The sequence below is a fragment of the Pedobacter cryoconitis genome (genome assembly GCF_014207135.1).
Lineage (GTDB): Bacteria > Bacteroidota > Bacteroidia > Sphingobacteriales > Sphingobacteriaceae > Pedobacter > Pedobacter cryoconitis_D.
On sequence record NZ_JACHCC010000012.1, the window covers coordinates 211,050 to 236,369 of the forward strand.

The 25,320-nt window shown below is 40.1% G+C and carries 21 protein-coding genes; 14 read left to right on the plus strand and 7 right to left on the minus strand.

Going from position 1 to position 25,320, the window contains the following annotated elements; translation table 11 throughout:
* Window positions 1-347: 347 nt before the first annotated feature.
* Window positions 348-1,529: a metallophosphoesterase gene (locus tag HDF25_RS21480; RefSeq protein ID WP_184628451.1), complete on the minus strand. Its 1,182-nt coding sequence runs from the start codon at window positions 1,527-1,529 to the stop codon at window positions 348-350.
* Between the two features lie 202 nt (window positions 1,530-1,731).
* On the opposite strand from HDF25_RS21480, the gene HDF25_RS21485 reads away from it, so the two are divergent.
* A complete protein-coding gene (locus HDF25_RS21485) occupies window positions 1,732-2,679 on the plus strand; it encodes an NADP-dependent oxidoreductase (RefSeq protein WP_184628452.1) in 948 nt (315 codons plus the stop codon).
* On the opposite strand, the gene HDF25_RS21490 is transcribed toward HDF25_RS21485, so the two are convergent.
* The 3 genes from HDF25_RS21490 to HDF25_RS21500 all read right to left on the minus strand — a co-directional run bounded on the left by HDF25_RS21490 (window position 2,672) and on the right by HDF25_RS21500 (window position 5,978).
* A complete protein-coding gene (locus HDF25_RS21490; protein WP_184628453.1) occupies window positions 2,672-3,874 on the minus strand; it encodes a cation:dicarboxylate symporter family transporter in 1,203 nt (400 codons plus the stop codon). The genes HDF25_RS21485 and HDF25_RS21490 overlap by 8 nt on opposite strands.
* Window positions 3,875-3,937: 63 nt before the next feature.
* The gene (locus tag HDF25_RS21495) at window positions 3,938-5,254 is read right to left on the minus strand and encodes a CitMHS family transporter (RefSeq protein WP_184628454.1); all 1,317 of its coding nucleotides are present in this window, start codon (window positions 5,252-5,254) and stop codon (window positions 3,938-3,940) included.
* 19 nt (window positions 5,255-5,273) lie between these two features.
* Window positions 5,274-5,978 (minus strand): DUF2490 domain-containing protein, encoded by a 705-nt coding sequence (locus tag HDF25_RS21500; protein WP_184628455.1) that lies wholly within the window; start codon window positions 5,976-5,978, stop codon window positions 5,274-5,276.
* Window positions 5,979-6,106: 128 nt separating this feature from the next.
* Between HDF25_RS21500 and HDF25_RS21505 the strand changes: the two genes are divergently transcribed.
* The 6 genes from HDF25_RS21505 (at window position 6,107) to metQ (ending at window position 11,917) form a co-directional block, all read left to right on the plus strand.
* The gene (locus HDF25_RS21505; protein ID WP_184628456.1) at window positions 6,107-7,264 is read left to right on the plus strand and encodes a sensor histidine kinase; all 1,158 of its coding nucleotides are present in this window, start codon (window positions 6,107-6,109) and stop codon (window positions 7,262-7,264) included.
* Complete coding sequence (locus HDF25_RS21510; RefSeq protein ID WP_184628457.1) at window positions 7,261-7,950, plus strand: LytR/AlgR family response regulator transcription factor; 690 nt, start codon at window positions 7,261-7,263, stop codon at window positions 7,948-7,950. Before HDF25_RS21505 ends, HDF25_RS21510 begins: the two co-directional genes overlap by 4 nt.
* 111 nt (window positions 7,951-8,061) lie before the next feature.
* On the plus strand, window positions 8,062-9,108 hold the full coding sequence (locus HDF25_RS21515) for an NAD(P)-dependent alcohol dehydrogenase (protein WP_184628458.1): 1,047 nt from the start codon (window positions 8,062-8,064) through the stop codon (window positions 9,106-9,108).
* Window positions 9,109-9,363: 255 nt separating this feature from the next.
* Window positions 9,364-10,416, plus strand: coding sequence for a methionine ABC transporter ATP-binding protein MetN (gene metN / locus HDF25_RS21520; protein WP_317618241.1), 1,053 nt, complete (start codon window positions 9,364-9,366; stop codon window positions 10,414-10,416).
* Window positions 10,409-11,065 (plus strand): methionine ABC transporter permease MetI, encoded by a 657-nt coding sequence (gene metI, locus HDF25_RS21525; protein WP_184628459.1) that lies wholly within the window; start codon window positions 10,409-10,411, stop codon window positions 11,063-11,065. The genes metN and metI overlap by 8 nt, the downstream gene beginning before the upstream one ends.
* 33 nt (window positions 11,066-11,098) lie before the next feature.
* Window positions 11,099-11,917, plus strand: a complete 819-nt coding sequence (gene metQ / locus HDF25_RS21530; protein ID WP_184628460.1) for a methionine ABC transporter substrate-binding lipoprotein MetQ — start codon at window positions 11,099-11,101, stop codon at window positions 11,915-11,917.
* 54 nt (window positions 11,918-11,971) lie between these two features.
* On the opposite strand, the gene HDF25_RS21535 is transcribed toward metQ, so the two are convergent.
* Both HDF25_RS21535 and HDF25_RS21540 read right to left on the minus strand, forming a co-directional pair.
* The gene (locus HDF25_RS21535) at window positions 11,972-12,334 is read right to left on the minus strand and encodes a DUF5655 domain-containing protein (protein ID WP_184628461.1); all 363 of its coding nucleotides are present in this window, start codon (window positions 12,332-12,334) and stop codon (window positions 11,972-11,974) included.
* A 32-nt stretch (window positions 12,335-12,366) separates the two neighbouring features.
* Window positions 12,367-13,359, minus strand: coding sequence for a helix-turn-helix transcriptional regulator (locus HDF25_RS21540; protein WP_184628462.1), 993 nt, complete (start codon window positions 13,357-13,359; stop codon window positions 12,367-12,369).
* 136 nt (window positions 13,360-13,495) lie between these two features.
* Between HDF25_RS21540 and HDF25_RS21545 the strand changes: the two genes are divergently transcribed.
* Both HDF25_RS21545 and HDF25_RS21550 read left to right on the plus strand, forming a co-directional pair.
* Complete coding sequence (locus tag HDF25_RS21545) at window positions 13,496-15,253, plus strand: ABC transporter ATP-binding protein (RefSeq protein WP_260409434.1); 1,758 nt, start codon at window positions 13,496-13,498, stop codon at window positions 15,251-15,253.
* A gap of 10 nt (window positions 15,254-15,263) precedes the next feature.
* Window positions 15,264-16,991, plus strand: a complete 1,728-nt coding sequence (locus HDF25_RS21550) for an ABC transporter ATP-binding protein (RefSeq protein ID WP_184628463.1) — start codon at window positions 15,264-15,266, stop codon at window positions 16,989-16,991.
* A gap of 76 nt (window positions 16,992-17,067) precedes the next feature.
* Here the strand turns inward: HDF25_RS21550 and HDF25_RS21555 are convergent, their stop codons facing one another.
* Entirely contained in the window at window positions 17,068-17,358 is a 291-nt protein-coding gene (locus HDF25_RS21555; protein WP_184628464.1) for a YciI family protein, read from the minus strand.
* 355 nt (window positions 17,359-17,713) lie between these two features.
* On the opposite strand from HDF25_RS21555, the gene HDF25_RS21560 reads away from it, so the two are divergent.
* The 5 genes from HDF25_RS21560 to HDF25_RS21580 form a co-directional block, all read left to right on the plus strand.
* Window positions 17,714-18,307 carry an RNA polymerase sigma factor gene (locus HDF25_RS21560; RefSeq protein ID WP_184628465.1) on the plus strand — a complete coding sequence of 198 codons (594 nt, stop codon included), beginning with the start codon at window positions 17,714-17,716 and terminating at the stop codon, window positions 18,305-18,307.
* Between the two features lie 54 nt (window positions 18,308-18,361).
* On the plus strand, window positions 18,362-19,495 hold the full coding sequence (locus HDF25_RS21565; protein ID WP_184628466.1) for a FecR family protein: 1,134 nt from the start codon (window positions 18,362-18,364) through the stop codon (window positions 19,493-19,495).
* A gap of 253 nt (window positions 19,496-19,748) precedes the next feature.
* Entirely contained in the window at window positions 19,749-23,033 is a 3,285-nt protein-coding gene (locus tag HDF25_RS21570; RefSeq protein ID WP_184628467.1) for a SusC/RagA family TonB-linked outer membrane protein, read from the plus strand.
* Window positions 23,034-23,052: 19 nt separating this feature from the next.
* Window positions 23,053-24,609 (plus strand): SusD/RagB family nutrient-binding outer membrane lipoprotein, encoded by a 1,557-nt coding sequence (locus HDF25_RS21575; RefSeq protein WP_184628468.1) that lies wholly within the window; start codon window positions 23,053-23,055, stop codon window positions 24,607-24,609.
* A 361-nt stretch (window positions 24,610-24,970) separates the two neighbouring features.
* Window positions 24,971-25,320: DUF6266 family protein (locus HDF25_RS21580; protein ID WP_221450989.1), on the plus strand; the 350-nt coding region annotated here is incomplete at its 3' end.

Sequence of the window (25,320 nt, forward strand, 5' to 3'; positions counted from 1 at the left end):
TTTTATGGGTGTTACGAGCGGAATTTTTAGGCAATAGCTTTTTATCCCCCTTTGGAGGGGTGTTTATTAGCTAGAAATGGGTAGGATGTAGGGCTTAGCCTTTACAACGGCACATGGAATAGACCAGCTGCTGCTTATGGAGGAGACGACTTACTGTAGAGTCAGTTAACGAAAATGCAAGGTTAAGTAGCGCAAGAATCATGGGGTATCGTTTTTGTAAAAATTAAGTTCAGCAAAGATAGTAAAACTATACTAAATAGGTAGACTTTAAAGAATTATATTTACGTAACCCGGATAATGACCTGATGAACATCGTTAATTTCATGATGCTCACCAGGTTAGATAAATTAGTTTAGAGGAGTTTTTTCGCCGCTGTCATCAATTTTATACCAGGTATTATCTTGAAAAAGGGCACCGGCATGTTGACCGCTGTGCTCATCGACATCAAGTCCCAGTACTTTTCCATTATAATAGAAACCCACGTTAGTACTGATGATGGTATGTCCGACAAGGACTTTTTTAGCCTTATAGAAAGAAAACGTCTGGTCAATATCGCTGTCAGTTGCTTTAGGATCTTTAAAATATCCCCGGTACCAGAAAGGTGAAAGTTTGCCGTCGAACAGTGTTTTGATATTTTTATCTGTATACTGATCTGGCTTTTTATAGTTATCATAATTCTGGCGGCACAGGCTATTGAGGGCTGAAAGACTCATCTTAAGACCATTTACAGCGGGAGAAACCCCGCCATGCAAACAAAGATAATCACCTATTTTCTCTGCTATATTTTTACTTCTCAGCCAGCGTCCAAGTTCGGTGTCTGCTGTATAAAGGTCATTGTAACTCAATCCCATCAGATCTGCATTGTCCAGATATTTTGGCCTTAGATAACGAAGATCACCGTTCAGGTTCATGAATTCATGATCGCCCAGTATCGTATGAAGATAACCGCCCTTTAATTTGGCATCCTGCTCTAACTTATAGAGCAGCCAAAGCGTAGCCGGTACCTCTTCACCTCTGTCAAAAAGATCTCCGCAAATGACCAGGTGGCCATTTCCAAAGATCCAGTTGTACTGCTCGTCAATGACTTTGTTGGCTATCAACAGGCCTCTGAATGCTGCAAATTCACCTTCTATGTCTGATAAGGCAAGAATTTTTGTAGGCTGGGTATAGGAAACAGGTTCATTCTGGATCTGGTCTCTTAGCTTAACCGAAAAGTCCCATGCAGGGTGATCCGTAAATTTAATATTTACCGGAACAGCTGATTTGTTTGTTTCCGGATAGGTTTGGCTTTTGGCTACCTGTTCGCCATTTTCCAGTTCTATCGTCCGGACTATTATCTTTCCGTTGTTGTAAAGGATGTATGGACCATCATACAGATTGTTTGAAATGTCATTCACCTTTTTCTGAGCTGAAGTGTTTAATTGACCCGCCAGCTGATCCTGGTTAATGCTGTTTTTCTTACAGGACAGCATGGCTGTAAAACAGAGAAGGAATGAAATTGTGGTAATGATAAAATAATTTTTTTTCATAAGATAGATTTTAATTTTCATAAAGGTGTTGTTAATAAGTTAATATGATATAATTAGGTTGTTATTTAATAGCTATTGGTTGTTGTTTTATACTATTAGTTATGCTGTTTAAGTTTTGGATATTCGTTTTTTAGGGCAGGCGAGACCGTCAAACCTTTCATTTAATAGATTGTTATATATCAAATTCAATAAATCATACCTGATGAAAGCAATTACAGTAGAAGTATTTAAGGGTAATCCGGCATTAACCGAGATTCCAAAACCAGTCTTGAAACCGGGACAAATATTAGTTAAACTCAAGGCAGCCGGGCTGAATCCAACAGACTGGAAGATTGCAGATGGATTGCTTGATGGAAAAATGAAACATGTCTTTCCACTGATTTTGGGTGTAGATGGTGCAGGCGTGGTGGAAGCTATAGGAGAAGGGGTAAGTTTATTTAAGACCGGAGATAAGATATACGGGCAGTTTTTACATCAGCCGGTAGGTGAAGGGACCTATGCCGAATACATTGCTGTACCAGAAACAGCAATCATTACCAGAATACCTAAAGGTTTGTCTTTTGAGCAGGCGGCAGCACTTCCTGTCGCGGGTATGACGGCATTTCAGCTGGTCAGAGAACTCCATCTGATCAGAGGTCAAACCGTACTAATTGTAGGTGCAACTGGTGGAGTTGGTACATTTGCAACGCTTTTTGCCAATTTAAACGGATTTAATGTATTGGCTACAGCCCGAGGAGAAGCTGCTGAAAAGGGGATCAAAAAACTGGGGGCAAAGGTGACCTTTGATTATACCCAGGGTGATCTTGTAGAGCAGGTGAAAAGGGCCTATCCGGATGGAGTGGATGCTTTAATAGATCTTGTCAGTGATGCTGCGGCATTTGATCATTTATCTGGTGTGGTTAAGCCAGGAGGTGTTGCCCTGACAACGGTATTCACTGCTGATCCTGAAAAGCTAAAAGCCAAAAATTTAAAAGGTGGCAATTTTGAAGTAAAGGGCAGTGTATCGGTGCTCGAATCTGTTAATGAAATGATTGAAGTGGCCGAAAATATAAGCATTCCTATTCAACAGGTTTCGTTGGAGGAAGCTCCCGAAGCTCTTGCCAGAAGTAAGGAAGGCAGAGCACTTGGTAAAACAGTAATCGTTATTTAACCGGTTGACCGGTAAACTCATTTTCGCTTTTTGCGATCACTAAAGTGCAGGCAGCGTTCCCTATCGTATTGGTAATGGAACGCGCCTCATTCAAAAATCTTTCGACCGCTACAATAAATAATAATCCTTCGGAGGGTATTTCCGGTATAATATAAATCGCAGAGCTTAAAGCAATAAATCCTGCACCTGGCACCCCGGATGCGCCTTTGGAGACGAGCATTAAGATCAGTATAATCCTGAAATAAGCAGCCATGTCCAGCTGAATGTTATATAACTGAATGAGGAACATGGTGCACAAACCCAGGTATATAGAGGTTCCGATCAGGTTAAAAGCATATCCGGTGGACAGGACAAATCCGGTTACGGGTTTACTGCAACCATAATTTTCGAGCCTGGCGATCACCAGTGGTATAACTGTCCTGGATGATGAGGTACCAAAAACAATCAGGATTTCTTCACGGATTAAAACAAGCAATTGCCAGATACTGAATTTAAAGTAACGTAATAGCAGGCCCAGAAATACGAATACAAAAATGATAACCAGCAGGTACATGACGGCAACCAGTTTACTCATAGGCAGAATGGAATGCAGTCCAAAACTGGCAATCGTATAGGCCATGCCACTGAATACGGCCAGTGGGGTAAGACTGAAAAATAAAGTAATAATCCTGAAAATGATATCCCTGACCTTCTCCAGCTTCAGGATATATTTCTCTTTCTGGGGTAGTAAATGGAGTAAAATACCAATGACCGTGGCAATGATTAAAATCCATAATACATTTTGTACAGGCAGAAAAGTATTCCAGCCAGGTTCGGGCTCATGTCCTGGCAACTTAAAATGGGTAAGTAAGAGTTCCTGCAGGTTGCCTTTGCTGATAGTACCGGGTTTAAGCAAAGCTGCAAGGGCCAGGCCGAAAACAATAGCCAGGGTAGTGAGTACCTCGAACAGGACGATTGATTTTATCGCAATACGGCCTAATTTTCTCAGGCTGGCAATACCGGCAATACCCGAGGTAATAGATAAAAAGATAACGGGAGCAACAAACCATTCTGTAATACTGATAAACAGGGTGCCTATAAAACGCTGTTTAATAGCAAAAGCAGGGAAAAGTATCCCTGCTGTGATGCCAGCAATCAGTGCGATGAGTACCTGGAAGGCCAGGTTGGTAAATATCTTCCTTAATCTATCAGGCATTTAACAATTTTTCAGAATGGTTCGTAAGTTATCAAAAATCTAATAAAATTATCATTTTATAGATCAAAGGGAAACTACACCAAACAAGAATGCGCCGGCCAGCATGACCAGACAGGTAATACTTGCCCATTTGAGTGTGAAATGTAAATGATCAGCAAAACTTACTCCGGCCAGACCAACGAGCAGGTAAGTAGATGGGACCAGCGGACTCAACAGGTGAACAGGACCTCCAAACAGTGCAGCTCTTCCTACTTCAGCTATCGGAACATTCAGGTGTTGTGCGGTTTGCCCGATTAGCGGCAAAATACCAAAATAATAAGCATCGTTACTCATGAAGAAGGTTAATGGAGGGGTGGCCAGACCGGTAATCAGGGGTAAATGGTTACCCCATTGTGTCGGAATCGCACTGATCATGGTCATGGCCATCGCGTCCATCATCTTTGTCCCGGATAAAATGCCGGTAAAGATACCAGCAGCGAAGATCATTGCTGATACTGATAAGGCATTGTCAGCGTGTTTGCGTATCCTGTCGTGCTGCTCTTCCAGTTTAGGGTAGTTGATAATGATTGCAATGGCGAAAGCAATCATAAACATAACTGTAAGAGGCAGCACATTCAGAACCATAGCTATCAGTAGGGCAGCAGTTAATAGAAAATTAAAGATCAATAGTTTAGGACGTTTCAGGCTTTGATCACCTGATTGTCCGGATTGTAAATGCATTTCGTTTTCGGCAGCAAATTCTGCTGAATTGATATCAATTCCTGCCAGGCGCATTCTTTTTCTTTCCTGCATTCCGAAAATTCTGGCCATAATAATAACCCAGGTTGCACCCAGAACTAAAGAAGGAAGAACGGGAATAAATAATTCTGCAGAACTTAAATGTAAAGAGGTCATTGCTCTGGCGGTTGGTCCTCCCCAGGGTAATACATTCATGACTCCTCCCGCACACATAATGATGGCGGTTAGTTTAAGAGGAGGGATACCTAGTCTTTTATATAAAGGCAGCATTGCTGAAACTACAATCAGGTAAGTGGTTGCCCCGTCTCCGTCGAGCGATACCATCAGGGTAAGAATGGCGGTACCGATGGTAACTTTCAAAGGATCTCCTTTGACGAACTTGAGTATTTTGGAAACCAGCGGATCAAATAATCCTACATCAATCATGATACTGAAATACATGATTCCAAAGATGAGCATCACGCCTGTAGGGGCAATCTTTTTGATACCTTCCATCATCATGTTACCTAATTCGTTGCCAAAACCGCCAATTAAACCGAAAATAATGGGTACAATGATTAAAGCAGTCAAAGCGTACATTTTTTTGCTCATGATCAGGAGCATAAAAGTAATGATCATTAAAAATCCTAAAAAAGCAGTCATATGGTTATGGTAAGGGTTCTTAAATTTTGTTTTTTCTGGTGAAATCGAAGCTCTTGCGCAGGGAGAGTACTCCGAAATTGAATATGCCGCCAGATTCAAACTGGCTCATCCAATAGGTTTCTACTTCAAACGTATCGGTGATTTTATAACCTGCACCTCCCCATAAACGGTAGCTGTCAAAAGCAGTTGCTTTATCCAGGTTCATCCTTATTTCGTTTTTTCCTATCAGTGTCCACTTACCGGTTTTTACATCACCCAGTTTATAGTTGGCTGTAAGCAGGTGCCTTGCCCGGAGAATAAAGCGGTCTGAAAAAAGAAAACGCTCTTCGAAACGATATCTCTGAGAGAGATCAAGCCTTTCACTTAGTTTATGGCCTATAGTTACCTGCTGGAATACTCTGTGTTCGAGGATAGTCTTTTTAGTTGTCCCGGTTTCATCATAGGGAGATATTTCGAGATACATATAACCACCTCCAAACTGTACCGGTGCATTTTTTAGTTTGTAATCGGCATAGGTATTGATCAGAAAAAGCCGGCTGTCGGTGACATCAACATCGTAACTTCTGTACTGAACCAATGAAGTGATTGTCCATTGGGGAGCAATTTTAGATCTGGTCAGGAACATATAAAATTGGTTGAACTTCCCCGGTTGGGCAATGGCAACAGTGCTGAATGACAGGGTCAGGATCATTGCAGCAGCTACTTTTAGCAGTAATAGCCTCATAGTTTTAATTTGGTTAGAATTCTTTGCTCGTCACGTTTAAACAAGATTGAAATGTTTGCCCGTGAGTTCTAATATGATGGTATATGCTTTAGATAAGAAATAAACTCAGCGAACTACCATAAACCCAGATGAACGACACGTTCTTAAGATGGAATAACCTTGTATTTATTATAACTTTGAAGATGACCATGCTGTTCAACATTATCTTTCTGGTACTGATTCTGAGATTATCTTTTGAGAAAAAGATAATTGAAGGGGTATTGAAGAAAGACTGGCCGGTATTACTCCTGGTGCAGCATATTTTGTTCTGGATGATCTTCTCTTTTGTTAACGTCTATTTTTATAGCTCGTTTGTTGATTTTCCCTATAGTCTGTATTGTATTGTAATAGCGCTGATCAGCTGTGCTTCAATTTATTATATTAGTTTTGATAAACTGGTTCCTGCATTTTATATCACTAAGAATTATGCACAGTATATACTTTATACAATACTGATATTTGTGGTTTTCAGTCTGACCCGTATCCTGATTGAACCTGGAATGATAGCTGGGCCAAATCCGAAGATAGAACAGGGACTGCTGTTTATTTTTATTTATACTTCGCATGGGATCTGTATCCTGGTATCGAGCTTGCTTGGTATATCAAAGCATAAGTTTATGATTGAAAATGATCTGGTGATACTCGAACGGATCAAAAAGGAGGCAGATATGAACCTGCTGAAATCTAAAGTGAACCCTCATTTCTTACTGAATACATTGAATAATATTTATGCGATAGGGGATAATATCAATGAATTGCAATCTCAGTCTGTACTGAACCTAAGCCAGTTATTACAGTATACTATTTATGAAACTGATCACCGGAGAATCAGTGTGGCTAAGGAAATGCAGATGATCCGTGCGCTGACGGGTTTATACCAGCTGAAGCATGGTAATCTGTTGGATATCAGGTTTGATTTTGACGAAGAAGACTGGATGGATGAGATAGAGGTACCGCCGGCAATCTTTTTGACATTATATGAAAATGCGCTGAAACACTCTGCAATTGGAAATGATCCGGTAGCCTGGATCAGTGTAAAGTTGTTTCTATCCGCGGACAAACTACATTTTGTCTTGCATAATACTATTGCTGTTCCGGGAGAAATAAACATACATTATGAATATAAGGGCATAGGTTTAAACCTGATCAGGCAGCTGATGAATATAGAATTTGGTATGGATAATTATGTTTTGCAAACAGAGACTGAAAGCGGGGTTTATCAGGCAGAAATTATATTAAAATTATGATCAGATTAAAAACTGTTTGTGTGGATGATGAACTTCCTTCTTTAAAACTGCTGAAGGAATATAGTGAGATGATGCCGGATATTGAGCTGCTCAGAACGTTTTCCAATCCAAAGGAAGCTATCGCTTTTTTAGAGAAAACAAGGGTCGACCTGTTATTGCTGGATATCAGAATGCCTGGGTTTAACGGGCTGGAGTTATTACAGCAGTTAACCTATAAACCACTATGTATTTTTATTACGGCTGATATGGGTTTTGCGGTGCAGGCTTATGAACTGGATGTGATCGATTATCTGATTAAACCGGTACCTTTTGTCCGTTTTGAGAAATCAGTGAATAAGGCGATAGAGTATAAAAGGTTCACTGCTTTTAATGCAGCCGATGAGCACATCATCATGTTTAAATCGGATTATATGATCCAGCGGATGCGTCTGGCGGATATACTCTGGGTGGAAGGTTTCGGGGAATATATTAAACTGGTGGGCCGTTTTAAGAATTTTACCTTGCTGCAAAGAATGAGTGAATTTGCAGAGCAGTATGCTTATCTGGGATTTATAAGAATACATAAATCTTATCTGGTGCTTGCCCAGGATATCGAATCTTATTCTTCCAGCATGGTGAAGCTGAAACTGGGACATGAATTACCGGTTGGTAGAGTGTATAAACAAAATGTACAGTTACGGGGTTAAAGTTCTGCGGAAACTAAAACTACTTTTTGCTGACACAGGAAAAATAATATGAACAAAGGGCCATCTGTTTTTGTATATATATTTGTTGTAACACTAAATAATTGAAAAAAGATGAAAGCAGTAAAATCGTATGCGGCATATAGCGCAGATAAACCACTTGAGCCCTATCAGTTAGACCGTCGTGAGCCAGGGGCTGATGATGTGGAAATCAAGATTTTGTATTGTGGTGTATGTCACTCAGATATACATACGGCAAGAAATGAATGGTCAGGAACAATATATCCTGTAGTTCCAGGACACGAGATTGTAGGAAAAGTTACCCGTGTAGGGGATAAAGTAAGCCGTTTTAAAGTAGGAGATACTGTTGGGGTCGGCTGTTTTGTAGATTCTTGCGGACATTGCAGAAATTGTGCGGAAGATAATGAGCAGTATTGTGAAAACGGTCATTCACAAACCTATAACTCTATGTTACAGGACAAGAAAACCATTACTTATGGTGGTTACTCGAGTCATATCGTCGTGACAGAGAAATTTGTATTAAGTGTATCGGATAAATTACCGCTCGAAAAAGTTGCACCATTGTTATGTGCAGGTATTACAACTTACTCACCTTTAAAACACTGGAATGTTAAAAAAGGGGATAAACTGGCCGTAGTAGGTTTAGGAGGTTTAGGACACATGGCCGTGAAAATCGCTTCTTCTATGGGCGCTGAAGTCACTGTTTTAAGCCGTTCTAAAAGTAAAGAAAAAGATGCCCAGGAGTTAGGTGCACATCATTTTGAAATTACGACAGAAAAAGAAACCATGAAGAAACTGGCAAATACGTTTGATTATATTATCGATACGGTTTCTGCTGATCATGATTACAATGAATATCTTGCTTTATTACGTACAAACGGAGTAATGGTCTTGTTGGGTGTACCACCAAAACCTTCTGATGTACATGCTTTCCAGCTGATTGGCGGTCGCCGCAGTCTGGTAGGTTCATTGGTTGGCGGAATTAAGGAAACTCAGGAGATGCTGGATTATTGTGCAGCGCATAATATCACTTCTGATGTGGAGATGATTGGTATAGATCAGATCAATGAAGCTTATGAACGCACGCTTGCTGGTGATGTTCACTATCGTTTTGTGATTGATATGCAATCATTGAATTAGGGTTTTATCCTGTTAAAAGGAGAAATCTGCGCGTTATTTTCCTGCCGGTTGCTATTTAATCATGGAGACGGCAGGAAATTAATGCGCATTTTTTTTAAAATGTAAAGTTGTTCTGGTCTTAAAATCTGGTTTCAGGCTAATTTTATTTTGTGTGGTTGGTAGAAATATATCATTAATTTTAAGGGATATTGCATTTTCTTTCAAATATAAAGATTGACAGTTAAAGTCTATAAGTATAATAGACTATAGATGATTATGCTTACTTTTGCGGCGAACATGATTGTATTAAAAAATATAACAAAACTATTTCATCAGAAGAACAGGGAGATCACAGCCCTTTCGGAGGTGTCATTAACGGTTCCCAAAGGTAAAATCTATGGGGTAATCGGTTCTTCGGGTGCAGGAAAAAGTACCCTGATCCGTTGTGTGAATCTGCTGGAGAGACCTACCTCTGGAGAAGTTATTGTCGATGGTGTCAATCTGGTTAGCTTATCAGGAACTGAACTAGCTAGAGAGAGAAGACAGATCGGGATGATTTTTCAGCATTTTAATCTTTTATCATCTAGAACAGTCGCTCAAAATATAGCTTTTCCGCTGGAACTGGATCGTGTGCCTAAGGATCAGATTGAAAAGAGGGTTTCGGAATTACTGGCTCTGGTAGGTCTGGAAGATAAAGGAAAAGATTATCCGGCAAATTTATCGGGAGGACAGAAACAACGTGTCGCTATTGCCCGTACACTGGCAAGTAACCCAAAAGTGTTGCTGTGTGATGAAGCCACAAGTGCTTTGGATCCAGCGACTACGAAATCTATACTTACTTTATTAAAAGATATCAATAAACGTCTGGATATCACAATATTATTGATCACGCATGAAATGGATGTGGTGAAGAGTATCTGTGATGAAGTGGCGGTAATTAGTGCAGGGAGATTGATAGAACAGGGAACAGTCAGTGAGATTTTTGCTCATCCTAAAGCTGATCTTACCCGTGAGTTTATCGCTTCGTCGCTGAAAATAAATATTCCGGAGAGTTACCTGGAAAGGTTGAAACAGACTCCTTCAGCCGATAGAAAACCTTTATTAAAACTGGAGTTTACAGGTCAGTCTGTGGATGATCCGGTTCTTTCGGAAGTGAGCCGTCTTTTTCAACTGAATAACAATATTATTTATGCGCAGATTGAATATGCAGGCGGTGTGAAATTCGGAGCAATGGTCATCGAAGTTTCCGGCTCGCAGGAAGACAGTCTGAAAGCAATAGCCTATTATGAAAATAAACAAATTAAAGTGGAGGTTCTAGGGTATGTCTGATGCAATGATTTTAATGATGTTCAAAGGAACATGGGAAACCATAGTGATGACTTTTGTATCTGGCTTCTTTGGGTTTGTAATTGGTTTGCCTACGGGAGTAATGCTGTATCTGACCAGGAAAGGTCAGGTGCTGGAAAACAGAACGCTGAATAATGTAGTTTCTGTACTGGTGAATGTTTTCCGTTCAATTCCTTTTATTATTCTGATCGTCTGGATGATCCCTTTTACCCGGATGCTGGTAGGAACTTCTATTGGTATAGAAGCTGCTTTGGTACCTTTGAGTATTGGTGCGGCTCCTTTTATTGCCAGAATGGTAGAGAACAGTCTGATTGAAGTACCAGGCGGATTGGTTGAAGCGGCCAGAGCAATGGGTGCAACTCCTTTTCAGATAGTTTACAAAGTATTATTACCTGAAGCCATGCCTTCGCTGATCAATACGGCTTCTATTACTTTAATTACGCTGGTTGGTTATTCAGCAATGGGTGGAGCAGTAGGTGCGGGTGGATTAGGGCAGATTGGGTATCAGTATGGTTATGTCGGTTATGATGTATTGGTTATGAATACGGTACTGGTGGTATTAGTTGCCCTGGTATTTGCCATACAGTTTACCGGAGACCGGATCTCAAAGCGGGTAGATCATAGAAAATAAGCAGATATTAAAGATAAAAATAACAAGATACGAATGAATACAAGAATTAAATTGCTGGCAACAGCTGCTGTTATTGCTTCAGTAACCTTATTCAGCTGCGGTGGCGGAGCCAAAAAGAATGATCCTAACCATATCAAAGTTGGGGTAGAGTCCGGACCGGAATATGCTGTGGCACAGGCTGCACAGAAAGTAGCTAAAGAAAAATTTGGTCTGGATGTGGAACTGGTACAGTTCAATGACTTTGTGATGCCCAATGAGGCGCTTCATCAGGGGGATATTGATGCCAATGTATTTCAGAACAAGCCATATCTGGATGTACAATCCAAACAACGTGGATATAAATTTGTAATCCAGGGTAATACCTTTGTTTTCCCGCTTGCTGGTTATTCGAAGAAAATTAAAAAAATTGATGAACTGAAAGACGGAAGCACTATTATTATTCCGAATGATCCGACTAACGGAGGCAGATCTTTACTGCTTTTACAAAAAGCTGGTTTACTGAAATTAAAAGATGGTGTTGGTTTATTACCTACTGTAAACGATATTACAGAGAACCCTAAGAAATTAAAAATTCTGGAACTGGAAGCTCCTCAGCTACCAAGAGCGCTTGATGATCAGAATGTTACTATCGCTGTCATCAATAATACTTTTGCGACGGGTGTAGGACTGGTAGCGGATAGGGATGGACTCTTTGTAGAGGATAAAAAATCTCCTTATGTGAACATTATTGTGTCCAGAGAGGACAATAAGGATGATGAGAAAATCAAGAAGTTTGTAAAAGCTTTCCAGTCTGATGAAGTAGCCGAAACTGCTGCTAAAGTGTTTAAAGGCGGAGCTGTTAAAGGCTGGTAAACTTTCCGGAATAATTATAAAAGCTGGTTGTCTGTTGAGGATAACCAGCTTTTTTTATAATCCATTCTGATAGGCTTTTTTCATGTAAAACCTGACTTCTTCATTCAGATCTTCCTTTGCATAGATCCGGAGATGGTGGTTAAAATCATTGCTTCCGGGCACTTGTTTGATCTTACGGAAACAGAGATTATCTTCATAAACCTGTTTAAAAGGGAAAACCACATCAATGAAATCTTTACCCATTTGTATGATATAGGCAAAGTTGATCCGGGCTGAAAAAGCAATCATGGTTTTTGTGGCGTGGTGATTGACTTCTCCGATCTGGCGGAAGACCGTATCCAGTTCTTCGAAAAGGGCAATGGAGTGTGCAGATTTTTTGATTAAAAATTCTTTTATTTCAGGGTCCCTGGATTCCATCGTCTGAAAAGATAATTGTTTAGCTAAGGTATCTAATTCAATTTGACTTTACCTGGAGACAAACCATATTTTTTACGGAATGCGGTGCTGAAATGTTGAACAGAGGCATAGCCCAGGTCGTCCGAAATGGCTTTAATTGTAGTACCTGAAAGTAGTTGCTCCCGGGCTTCGGATAGTCTGACATCGTTCAGATAGCCAAATACGGTGTTACCAAAAACTTCTTTAAATCCGTTTTTCAGTTTAAATTCATTAATCCCGGCAATTTTTGCCAGTTCTGTTAAGGTTGGTGGTTTTTGCCTATGGGTAGTCAGATAAGTTTCTGCGTACTGAATACAATCGCGTTCGTAAGCAGATTTAAGGACGGATCTGGATTTGTTGTTTGCTGACTGTTCAAATGCCTGTGCCTGTAAACTGAGGAGCTCTATACATTTAGATTGGAGGTAGAGGACTTTTAGTTTTCCTGAAAGATTACAGCTCATGATCTCACGAATACACTGATGTATAGGAAAGGTCATTTTTAAATTGGTTTCAGAAATATCAGAGAAATGGTGCTGATCTACTTTTTCGCAGAACCTGGATAGCAAATCTCCGCTATCGGCAACCAGCCCGAGAAAGTAATTTTTGCTGAAATGGACTTCAAAGAATTGATGTTTCTTGTCGATACTGTACTGACCGGTTCCATCAAATTCAGGACTGTAAATTATATTATGTTGCAAGGCATCAAACTGATGAACATGGCCATTAATATGGTTTTTCATTATTCCACCTCCAACGAGCGAGAAATGTAATTCCACAAAATCGGGTTCATTGGTTGAACGGAACCTGATCTGTCTTTTCTTTAACCTCATGTCGCCATAAACAATGAAAATATCCGGCAGGGACAACTGAATGAGTTCAGCATCAAAGAAAGGAAGATTATAACTCTCTTTATGTTCCGCTACTGTAGACAGCAACGGGTCTGAAAAGTTGATGATCGCACCAATCTCAGTCCATTTACCTTGCTCATCACTTAAACATAGTCCCATATTTAATCCCTTTGGTGTAAAAATCTATCCTTCTGATGTAAATGTCTTTTGCTGAATAGAAAGCACTTTTGTACAAATCTAAGATTATTTAGAAATATTATAAATAATCTTTCTGAAGGTTCTAGTTTAATTGAATATGAGTACAGAAAAAACTAAAAATGGCATTGGCAGATTATTGCAGATTGCCGGAAAAGAAAAGATGCTGTTAATGTTGTCTGCCTGTTTTGCAGTGATACATGTACTGCTGACAGTGATCCCGTATATTTTAGTTTATTATATAATCAGGGCTATGCTGACGCCCCCGGTCGACTTGCAACTGATCTATGGTTATATCCTGAAGGCCGTTCTCGCTACACTGGGATCATATGTTTTATTATATGTTTCTGGAATGGTTTCGCATATCGCTGCATTTAATATTTTATATGAGTTACGCCGGCAAATGGCCGAGAAACTGGGCCGGTTGCCGATAGGATTTATTAACCGGAATAATTCTGGCGCCTTAAAAAAAATAATGGCTGATGATGTAGAAAGGATAGAAAACTTTATCGCGCACAGTATCCCTGATTTTGTGAAAGGAGTTGTTTTACCGGTTGTGACTCTGGTTTACCTTTTTACCGTAAACTGGTTCCTGGCTTTAAGCAGTTGTATACCCATTGTTTTACTGGGTGTACTGATTCCGGTGATGTTCAGTAAAGAACGGAATGGGATGCTAACGGCTTATCACCGTTCACTGGAAGAGATGAATTCGGGTATTGTAGAGTTTGTAAGGGCAATGCCGGTGATTAAAATATTCGGACATACTGCTGATAGTTTTGAGCAGTACAGTGGCTCTGTTTATGGCTTCAGGGATATGGTCTTTGAATTTATCCGCAGTTCTGCACCAGCCTACAGTATCTTTATCAGTTTTATCAGCAATGCTTCTCTGCCAGTACTGGCGCTGGGTTTCTACTTGTATTTTAATGGAGGACTAAGTCTGGCGGTGTTGTTTTTATTTCTGATCCTTGGGGTTGGTTATATCCGTCCTTTGTTTGCACTGGGTAATCTGGGTTCTCAGATCTCACTGATTAATCATGGTGTCAGGAGATTAGATGAAATCTTATTCAGCCAGGAACAGGAAACTATGGGAACGCAAAAAATGACAACCGATTTCAGCATTGAGTTTAATTCGGTCTCTTTTAGCTATAATGAACAGACAAGGGCACTGGATAAGGTCAGTTTTGTTATCCCGCAAGGAAGTATTACTGCTCTGGTGGGACCATCCGGATCTGGTAAATCAACAGCTGCCCAGCTGATTTCGCGCTTCTGGGATGTCAGTTCAGGGAGTATCACTGTAGGTGGTCTGGATATCCGGGAAATTGATCCGGCTGAGCTGATGAAGCACGTTTCGGTTGTTTTTCAGGATAGCTTTATGTTTCAGCAAACCATTTTTGAAAATATCCGCATGGGTATGGAAAAAACTGAAAAGGAAATTGTGAATGCTGCAAAAGCAGCACAGTGTCATGGTTTTATTTCCGGGCTTCCTAATGGATATCAGACGCTCTGGGGAGAAAAAGGGGTACATCTGAGTGGAGGGGAACAGCAGCGTATTCAGTTAGCGAGGGCTATCCTGAAGAATTCTCCGATTCTTATTCTGGACGAAGCTACAGCTTTCAGTGACCCTGAAAATGAATATCTGATTCAGCAGGCATTCAATGAACTGATCAGTGATAAAACGGTTATTGTAATTGCACATCGTTTAAGTACTATCACCGGCTGTGACGAGATCATTGTACTGGATAAAGGCTCGGTTGCGGGGATTGGCAAACATGAAGAACTACTGGAAGATTGTTCTTTATACATCAACATGTGGAATGCGCATACCAGAGCTAAGGAATTTACCCTCTCAGAATATTAGTATATATAAAATGATAAAAAATCTCTTCTTCGTCTTTAAAACGGCACCACAGGTAGTTCGTAAAAGTATATTACTCGAATTATTTCATGGTGTCCTGATAGCTGTTCCTACAGGTTTTCTATTACTGATTATTCAGGAATTATTTACCGGAAATCCGGATAAACAACGTCTCTGGAGTTTTGTATGGCTTATGAGCGGGCTGCTGCTGATCCAGTTTTTCGTAGCGGCAAAAACTATAGTCAACAGTAATCTGATGACTTATACTTTATCGACTGGTCTGAGAATCAGGCTGGGAAATCATTTGCAACGTTTATCAATGGGAGTCTTTAAAGAGCGTGATCCTGGTGATCTGGCTTCGGTTGTTTTACAGGATGTGGCCAATTTTGAGATGATCTTTGGGCATACTATCGGCAATATGGCTTCGGCTTTATTTGCTACTGTAATCTTATCTGTGTTTTTATTGTTTACTGACTGGCGTCTGGCACTGTTCCTACTGCTTGCTTTGCCTGTAGCCTGGGGGATGATCAGAATTGCAAATTACTTAATTGTCAGTCAGGGAGAGAAACATGTCCAGGCAAGAAATCAGATTGGTGCGCGCTTTCTTGAATATGTACAGGGAATCCGTCATATCAAATCGTTTGGCATGACAGGTAAGAGCTTTGTCAGCCTGGATAATGCGCTTAATGATTTTCGTAAAGCAAGTATCCGTACCGAAGTTATCCCGGGACCGATGGTTGTTACTGCGGGGTTGATCCTGGAAGTCTTTTTCCTGCTGATGGCAGGGCTTGCAGTTACTTTCTTTGCTCAGGGAAGTCTGTCAGCTCCGGCTTTGATTACTTTTTTAATTGTAGGTTATCGCCTCTATGAACCTACTAAAATTATCCTGGTTGATTATGTGATTCTGCGCTATATGAATATTAGTATGGAAAGGGTAATTGAGGTGCTGAATATCAAAGAGCAGCCTGCAGGAAAAAGGTTAAAACCCAAGGATTTTACTGTCGCTTTTGAGCATGTCAGTTTTGGTTATCAGCAGGAGAAAAATGTATTGAATGATGTTACTTTTCAGGTACAGCCTAACAGTATGATGGCGCTGGTAGGGCCCTCCGGTTCGGGGAAAACCACTATTACTGCATTAATCGCCAGGTTTTGGGATGTGCAGCAGGGAAGCGTGAAGATAGGTGGCGTGGATGTAAAGGATATGGAACCGGCCCAGGTTTATGGTTTAATGAGTGAGGTATTCCAGGAGGTATACTTATTTGATGATACCATTTATAATAATATTCTGTTCGGAAGACCAGGTGCACAAGAAGAGGAGGTCATTAAGGCCGCAGATCTGGCGCAGGTACTTGATTTTGCCTGGGAGCTTCCCGGTGGGTTACATGCCAAAGCCGGGGAAGGGGGGAATTTACTTTCGGGTGGACAAAAACAGCGAATAAGTATTGCCAGGGCCCTGCTTAAAGATGCACCAATTGTGTTATTGGATGAAGCTACTGCATCTCTGGATCCTGAAAATGAGATCCATATTCAAAAGGCCATTCAGGAACTGGTCAGAAATAAAACGGTAATTGTTGTGGCGCATAAGTTATCTACTATACAACATGCAGATCAGATACTGGTACTAAAAGAAGGTGAGGTGCAGGAGCGTGGTACCCATGAAAAACTGATTGGTAATGAGGGTTTATACCATCATCTCTGGAAGATTCAGCAGCAGTCCGGGGGCTGGAAAATAAAACATTAAATTAGTCTGATCGGGCAGTTGATTAACTTAATCAGCGGCCCGATCAGACTAATATTTTTAAATTTTACTTTGTAGTTTATGTACCGATCAGGAAGTTGAGATCAGCTGCTGCTAAAGTGGGTTTAAATTCGATAACCTGGTAATGACCAAAGTCATTCTTTTTAAAAGGGTCCTCTGCCAGGATCTCTTCCAGTTGATCTCTGCTGGTCAGATTTGAAAGGATGACACCGCCGATTCTAGGCTCTTTTCTGCCTGAAAGGATAAAATTTCCCAGTGCATATTGTGCTTTAAGAAAGTCTACATGGGCTGCGAGTTGAGTTTCAATTAGCTCTATTGAAACTTTATAGGTTATTGATATGATAAACATAGGCTAGGTGTTTTTGAAAGATTATCAATTATCTTTCAGAACCAAATATAATTGATATGCAGGAGTAAATCAGAAAAATGGTATTAATTCCAAAAAAATAAACGTTTTAGGTAATAAAATGCTTAAACAGGAGGGGGATTTTGGATTGGGTGCGCCTGATAAGCTTATTTAAGCAAACGTTTGCGTAATAATAATCGGGCTTCCGGCTTTTTGACTTGCAGGAATAACTTTATATTAGGTATAAATCAGATCATTGTATGAACGGAATATGACGGTCAGGAATTATTGATAAGTTAATATTCAATTAATGGTTCCCGGCTATTTTTGCGATCTGAAAAACCAAAGCGCTTTGACCATGCCCGACACTTTTAAAAGTGATTTTTTTACGCTGCTTGATCTGGACAAAAATAGCGCATTTGAAGAACTATTTGACGAATTCTGGCAGCCATTATACAGACGGGCCTATAGTAAGGTACAAGCCGAAGATCTTGCAAAAGATTTAGTACAGGAGGTTTTTATTGCCTTCTGGGATAATCTGGATACGTTAAAACGAGATCTTAACCTGGCTGCTTATCTGCATGGGATTTTACGGAATAAGATCCTTAAGGTTTTTGAAAAAGATGCAGTAAGGTTAAGGTATGCTTTGCAGATTTGTCCGGCAGAACTTTCTTCGGATTTTTGCGCGCATGAGCTGCTTTTAGAAAAGGAGCTTAAATCTATCATCGACACCGAAGTGAACCGCATGCCTTCGAGAATGAAGGAAATCTATGCCATGAAAAAGGACAGCAATTTTTCGATTAAACAGATAGCAGAAGAACTTGGTCTTTCTGAACAAACGATTAAGAACCAATTGCAGAATGCCTATAACCGTTTAAGGTCGAAGCTAAAGGAATATAATCCGGATCTGATCGGATTATCAATTATCCTGATTAAAGTGATGTTTTTTTAAAATTCATCTAGTACTTTCTGTTTCCTGAACGGATAGGTAAGAAACGAAGGTTAATTGGATACGGAAGAATTTAGCAAACTTATAGCCAGGTATAACAATAATACGGCTAGTGCGGAAGAAAGGATGCAGGTGGAACGTTGGTATGAACAGCTCGAAGGCAAAGCTATTTTGTCTGAAGACGCTGAACTGAAGGGTCAGATTTATGGCGCCGTCAGAAAACATATAGAAGAACCCGCTCCGGTTTTACATAAAAAGGAAAGAAAAATATATACCTGGATCGCCTGGGCTGCAGTATGGTGTGTTTTGTTCAATATCGGTCTGCTTTATTTCCAGGCGAAAAGGTTCCAGGTTTCATCTGATACCTTTTCGGTACAAAAGAAAGGGATTACGCCTGGAACTGACAAGGCTATATTGACCTTAGCAAATGGAACTAAAATCAATCTTTCGGATGTTGGAGCTGGTCAGCTTGCTGAACAGGCGGGTGTAACGGTCAGCAAAACGAAGAATGGTGAATTGATTTATAAGGTTATCGGCGATAATCAGGCAACTACTAAATATAATACGATCTCTACACCCAGAGGTGGACAATATCAGCTTTTGCTGGCGGATGGAACCAGGATCTGGTTAAATGCCAATTCTTCACTGACCTTTCCTACTTCATTTCCTGCTGATAAACGTAAGGTCAAATTTAAAGGGGAAGCTTATTTTGAAGTGGCAAAGGATAAATCCAGGAGATTTATTGTAGAGTCAAATGAAACTGAAGTTCAGGTTCTGGGAACGCATTTTAATATCATGGCTTATGATGATGAGGCTGCACAGATCACGACTTTACTGGAAGGTTCCATCGAGCTGCGCAAGGGAAATGAAAAGTCTCTTTTAAAACCTGGTCAGCAAGCCCGGACAATGGGTGCCACCAATCAGATCAATGTAAAGGATATAGAAAATCCTGAACAGGTTATTGCCTGGAAAAACGGATATCTGCAATTCGAAAAATCAGATCTGCAATCTCTGATGAGACAAGTATCGAGATGGTATGACGCCGATGTGGTCTATCAGGGTAAAATCCCTAAAAAAGAATATTCAGGTAAAATTCCCAGAAGTGTCGGTGTAAAAACGCTGATAGAGATGCTTTCTTATTCGGGGATTCATTGCCAGGTCAAAGACAATAAAATAATCATTAACCTTTAAACCCAGATTTATGTAACAGAATTACTTTTAATGATGAGAAAAATCGGTTAACCTATAAAAAACGGGAAGTGTTCGAACCACTTCCCGTCAATAATGGGGTTAAGTTCCGTGAGGACAATCGTCCCTGATCCGGAAAGCAAAAATTATCTAAGCAATAATGTTTTTAAAACCCAAATTCAAAGTTATGAATTTTAGTGCATTCTTTAAGACTGTACCTCGAATACAGTATAAATTCTCCCAATTATTACTCGTAATGAAACTTTCTATCATTTTGTTATTCACTGGATTAATGCAGGTTCATGCCAGCGTTTACAGTCAGAAGATAACGATCAGACAAAAAAATGTTCCGATAGCAGTGGTATTAAAAGCTATTGAGAAACAAAGTGATTATCTCTTTTTATATGACAATCTGGAGTTGTCAGAGGCTGCCAGAGTCTCGGTTGATATTCATAATGGTACGGTCGGACAAATACTTGATCTGTGCCTGAAAGACAAATCTTTAACTTACCGGATTTTTGAAAAGAATATCGTGATCAGAAAGAAAGAACTCTCTGTAAAGGGTATTTCCTTTCAGCCGATAAAAGGTAAGGTACTAGATGAAAATGGGCAACCGATTATCGGAGCAAGTATTATGATTAAAGGAACCAAAACTGGGGTAGTTACTGATGTAAATGGTAGTTTTAGCATCAGTGCTTCTCAGGGGGCAACATTGGTTATTTCATTTATTGGCTATAGCGCAAAGGAAATTGTCGTAGGCACCGATCAGCAATACACGGTTTCTTTAGTACCTGAGGAAAACAAGTTAACAGAAGTTGTGGTGACTGCCCTGGGGATTAAACGCTCGGAGAAATCTTTGGGTTATGCGGTTCAGAAGGTATCTGGTAAAGACCTGCAAACGGTTAAAGGGGTAGATGTGGGAACCTCGCTGACGGGTAGGGTAGCTGGTCTGGTCGTGAAGAACTCTACAGAGTTCAATGCCAGACCTACATTGGAACTGAGAGGTGAAGCTGCTATTCTGGTAGTTGATGGTGTTGATTATGATAATTTATCCCTAAGGGATATTCCTACTGATGATATTGAAAGTATAGACATCCTGAAAGGTCCTACAGCATCTGCACTTTATGGTGCCAGGGCAAAGGGAGGCGTTTATCTGATTACGACTAAAAAGGGTGCCGACGGAAAGGGGTTCTCTGTTAATGTAAATAGCAATACGATGTTCCAACTGGGCTATCTGGCTATTCCTAAAGTCCAGAGTTCTTATGCACGTGGACAGAATGGTAAACTGGATAATGATTATGTATGGGGCCCGCGTCTGGATGCTGGTAATACGGCAAGAGACTGGAACCCTGTGACTAAACAGTTTGAAGACAATATGCCTTTACGTTCTGTGGGTAAAGATAACCTGAAGAATTTTACCAGTACAGGTATTATCGCAAATAATAATATAACTGTTGCACAAACTGGTGAAAATGGAAGTTTTAAAATCGGTCTGAACCATGTTTATAATAAGGGGCAGTTTCCAAATCAGGGCCTGAACATGATCAATCTGACTTCAGGGGGAGAGATCAAAATCAATGATAAATTTAAGATAGAAAGCCATTTTGGTTTAAGCCGCCGGAATGCTTCGCAAATCTGGGGAAGTGGTTACCAGAATCAGGGTTATTTGTATCAGCTGGTGATGTGGACCGGAACAGAATATGATATCAGGGATTATAAGGATTATTGGAAAGTGCCCAATCAGACACAAAACTGGATGTATACCAACTGGTATGATAATCCTTATCTGATTGCTTATGAAAAGTTAGATGCCATTCAGCAAAATACGGTGAATGCAAGTGTTACGGCTAATTATAAGTTTACACCAGATTTGAACCTGATGCTTCGCCTGGGTTATGATAATTACAGCAACAGGGAGACTATGCGTAATCCTACAGCGAATATCTTTTCAACCCGGGGAGGCTGGGATGCCAAAGGGATGTACAGTGTCAATGATACCAAAGGATACAGCACAAGTAATGATTTAATCCTGTCGTATAATAAAAAAGTAAATAAATTCTCTTTTGAAACGCTTGCGGGAGGTAACTTTTTCCATAAAGAAGATCAGGGTTTATATGCTGTAACTAAAAATGGATTGATCTCTCCGACTTATTTTTCTTTGAACGGTTCTATTGAGCCCCCAAGAATTACGCCTTATTTTTCACCTAAAGAGTCAAGTAGTTTATATGCCAGGGCTGCGGTAGGATGGAACGAAGCTGTTTTCCTTGATTTTACAGGACGTAATGACTGGATTTCTACACAACCTCAGACGACAAGGTCTTATTTATACCCTTCGGTTGGTTCAAGTGTGGTGATCTCGCAGCTGGTTAAATTACCAGAGGTGATTGATTTGTTTAAAGTAAGGGGCTCGTTCGCTGTGTTTAAGACTCCTGCGGATATTTTTGCGACCAATATTAATTATGCGACCACAAGTGCTGCCTGGAATAATCTGAATTCGGCAAGTTATCCTTCAAAATTATTAGGTGGTGGCGATGTTCTTCCAAGTTCTCAGCGAACCTGGGAAATTGGTACGGCCGGATATTTATTTAAAAAGAGATTGCATTTTGATGTGGCTTATTTTAATAAGTACTATTATAATCAGCAGACTAATGCTACGATCCCTTCTACTTCGGGCTTTGCCTCAACGTTGGTGAATACTCAGGAAACTTATACCCGCCGGGGGATAGAAATTACGGTTGACGGTTCGGTGATCAAAAACAGGAATTTTGAATGGTATTCTACCATTAACTGGTCGAATCAGCACAGGTATTATGATAACCTGGACCCTGTTTATTCTGCAGATGCGCTTTGGGTAAAAAAAGGTCAGCGTCTGGATACTTATACCAGCAATTACTGGTTAACCGATCCTGCCGGAAACGTAATTTATAATAACGGAATGCCGGTGGGTAGCGATTATCAAAAGAAATACGGTTACGGGGAACCTGATTTCAGCTTTGGTTTCATTAACAATTTTACCTATAAAAACTGGATGCTTGGTGTCAATATAGATGGCAGGATCGGCGGGCTGATGTATAATTATATCTATGATAAAATGTGGGACTCGGGGACTAATCCGGAATCTGATAATCAATATCGTTATGATCAGGTAGTTAATGGTTTAAATAATTATATAGGAAAGGGTGTTAAAGTGATTTCGGGTAAGGCTACTTATGATAAATATGGCAACATTACCAGTGACACGCGTCAGTATGCACCGAATGATGTGCCGGTAGGTTATCAGAATTTTGCCCAGAACTACAGAGGGGGAGATAGAGGTATACAGAATGAATCTTTTATTAAACTGAGGGAAGTTTCTTTAGGATACCGTATACCGGCAAAGGTAACGGCTAAACTTGGTGTTAAGACTGCCTCTTTATCATTAACGGGACAGAACTTATTCTTATGGACAAAATTCAAGTTCTCTGATCCGGATGTGGATACGGAAAACCTGAATTCACCTTCTCAACGAATGGTTGGATTTAATGTAAGAGTTGGATTTTAATTAAATAAAGATAGATATCATGAAAATTTTAAAATATATATTATTGTTGCCGGCAATGGTTATGATGCTTGGCGGTTGTCAGAAGTATGATGTCCTGAACACAAATCCGGACGCGACGACGCAGGTTAACTCGGCCATGCTGGCAACGACCTTAATTCTGAATATCACGCGCACAGGAATCAGTACGCAGAAGAGTTTTATGCAACCATTTTTGCTGGGTAAATACGTGACCTGGGGGGAAGGACAGGAGAATTTCCAGTTCAATAAATTGAACAAGACTGATTTTGATGGGGTAAGAGTACTGAGAAATATTAAGCCAATGGTCAATTATGCCACAACTGATGGATTGAAAAAATCATATCAGGCTTTGGGGCATTTCATGAATGCCTGGCAGTTTTTTATGAATACGATGCAGGTTGGTGATATGCCATATACGGATGCTGTAAAAGGAGAATCTGATCATATTTTGCAACCTAAGTATGATACACAGAAGACAGTTTTCCTGGGTATATTAAATGAACTGGACCAGGCAAATCAGTTGTTCGCAGATGGAACTGATTTTGCTGGTGATCCGATTTATGCTGGAAAAGTGGATAACTGGCGCCGGTTAACGAACAGTTTTGAATTGCATGTTTTACTGAATTTGTATAAAAAAACTGGGGATGTGGATTTAAAAGTGATAGAAAGATTCAAGGATATTGTGGCTAATCGTCCGCTGATGCGGGATTATAAGGACAATTTTGCCCTGGCTTATAACGCTACTGCCGGTCAGAATTATCCCTGGTCTGATGTTCCGGCAGGTTCTGGGAATTCATTTGTGAAATCAAACTATACGATGTTATCGAATAACCTGCTTGATCCTTTAAAAAGTTTAAAAGACAGAAGGTTGTTTTACTTTGCTAAACCGTCACCGGTTAAAATTGCGGCAGGGGTGGATCAGTCGGATTACAATGCTTATGTTGGGGTAGAACCTTCGGATGCATTTACTGCACTGCAGACTATCAGGGTAAATAAGAATTATTCAGATCTTAATAATCGTTATGTACAATTGGTGAATGCTGAACCGGTAAGTGTTTTTAGCTACTGGGATTTGCAGTTTGCTTTATCGGAAGCTACAGTAAGGGGATGGATCAGTGGTACTTCTGCTCAGTCTTATTATGCAGCTGGTATCATTAATTCTATGAAATTTATAGTAGCCAATACGCCTGACCTGGTAGATTATCACCATAATATGAAAATGGATGATGCTTATATCAATGCATTTCCTTCTTCGGCCGGAGTTGCTTTAAGTGGTACAACTGAACAACAGATCTCACAGATCTTAACTGAGAAATATGTTTCTAATTTTCTTCAGGGCAGTAAATTTATTTCCTGGTTTGAAAACAGGAGAACGGGGTATCCGGTTTTTAAGCTGAATCCTCAGTCGAATTTAAATATTCCTTCTTCTAATTTTCCGGTACGCTGGCTCTATCCGGATGCAGAACTGAATTATAATTCTGTAAATGTAAGTGCGGCGATTGCCAGTCAGTATAGCGGTAGTGATGATACGAACCAGCTGATGTGGTTGTTGAAATAACAGATTATCTTTAGTCCTGATCAAATGGCCGGATAACTAATTAAAAAGGTTATCCGGCCATTTTTGTTTTGAGTGTTTTAAAACCGACTATAAATATAGGACAACTTGTAAACTTATCGTAGTATAGGACAGTGACAAACAAGTTGTAGTTCTAGCCGGTTTCTGTTTAATGTTGAAGCAGGTTTGAAGCACGGTTGAAGCAGGTTTGAACCAGGTTTAGGTGCTTCAACCATGCTTCAAACCTAGTTCAAACCTGCTAGAATAGAGTTTAGAAACTAAATGAAGTTATAATTGTATATTAAGAATAGTTAACTATCTTTAATAGAAAATAAAGGTAGTTTTTGTAAATAAAAATACGGTTATGGCAGTATTAAGAAAAGGCTCGAATGAAGGATTTACAGGTAAAATCGGCAATACTGTAACTTACAGATTGTATGGGAAAATTGTAAAAAGAACCATTGGTATGCGTACAGACGCACCCACTGTACCGGTATTATCCAGTTGGCAGGCAACAGCAGTAACTTCAACTTTTCTGAAATCTATCAAAGAGTTTATCAAAGTTGGATTTGAGCTGGAGGCAAAGCGAGTTTCTAAAAGCTATCATGATGTGGCCGCTTCATATACCAGGTTAAATGCAATTACCGGTACATATCCTTCGCAACATATTGATTTTACCAAAGTTTTATTGAGCAAGGGCAAAATGCCGGAAAC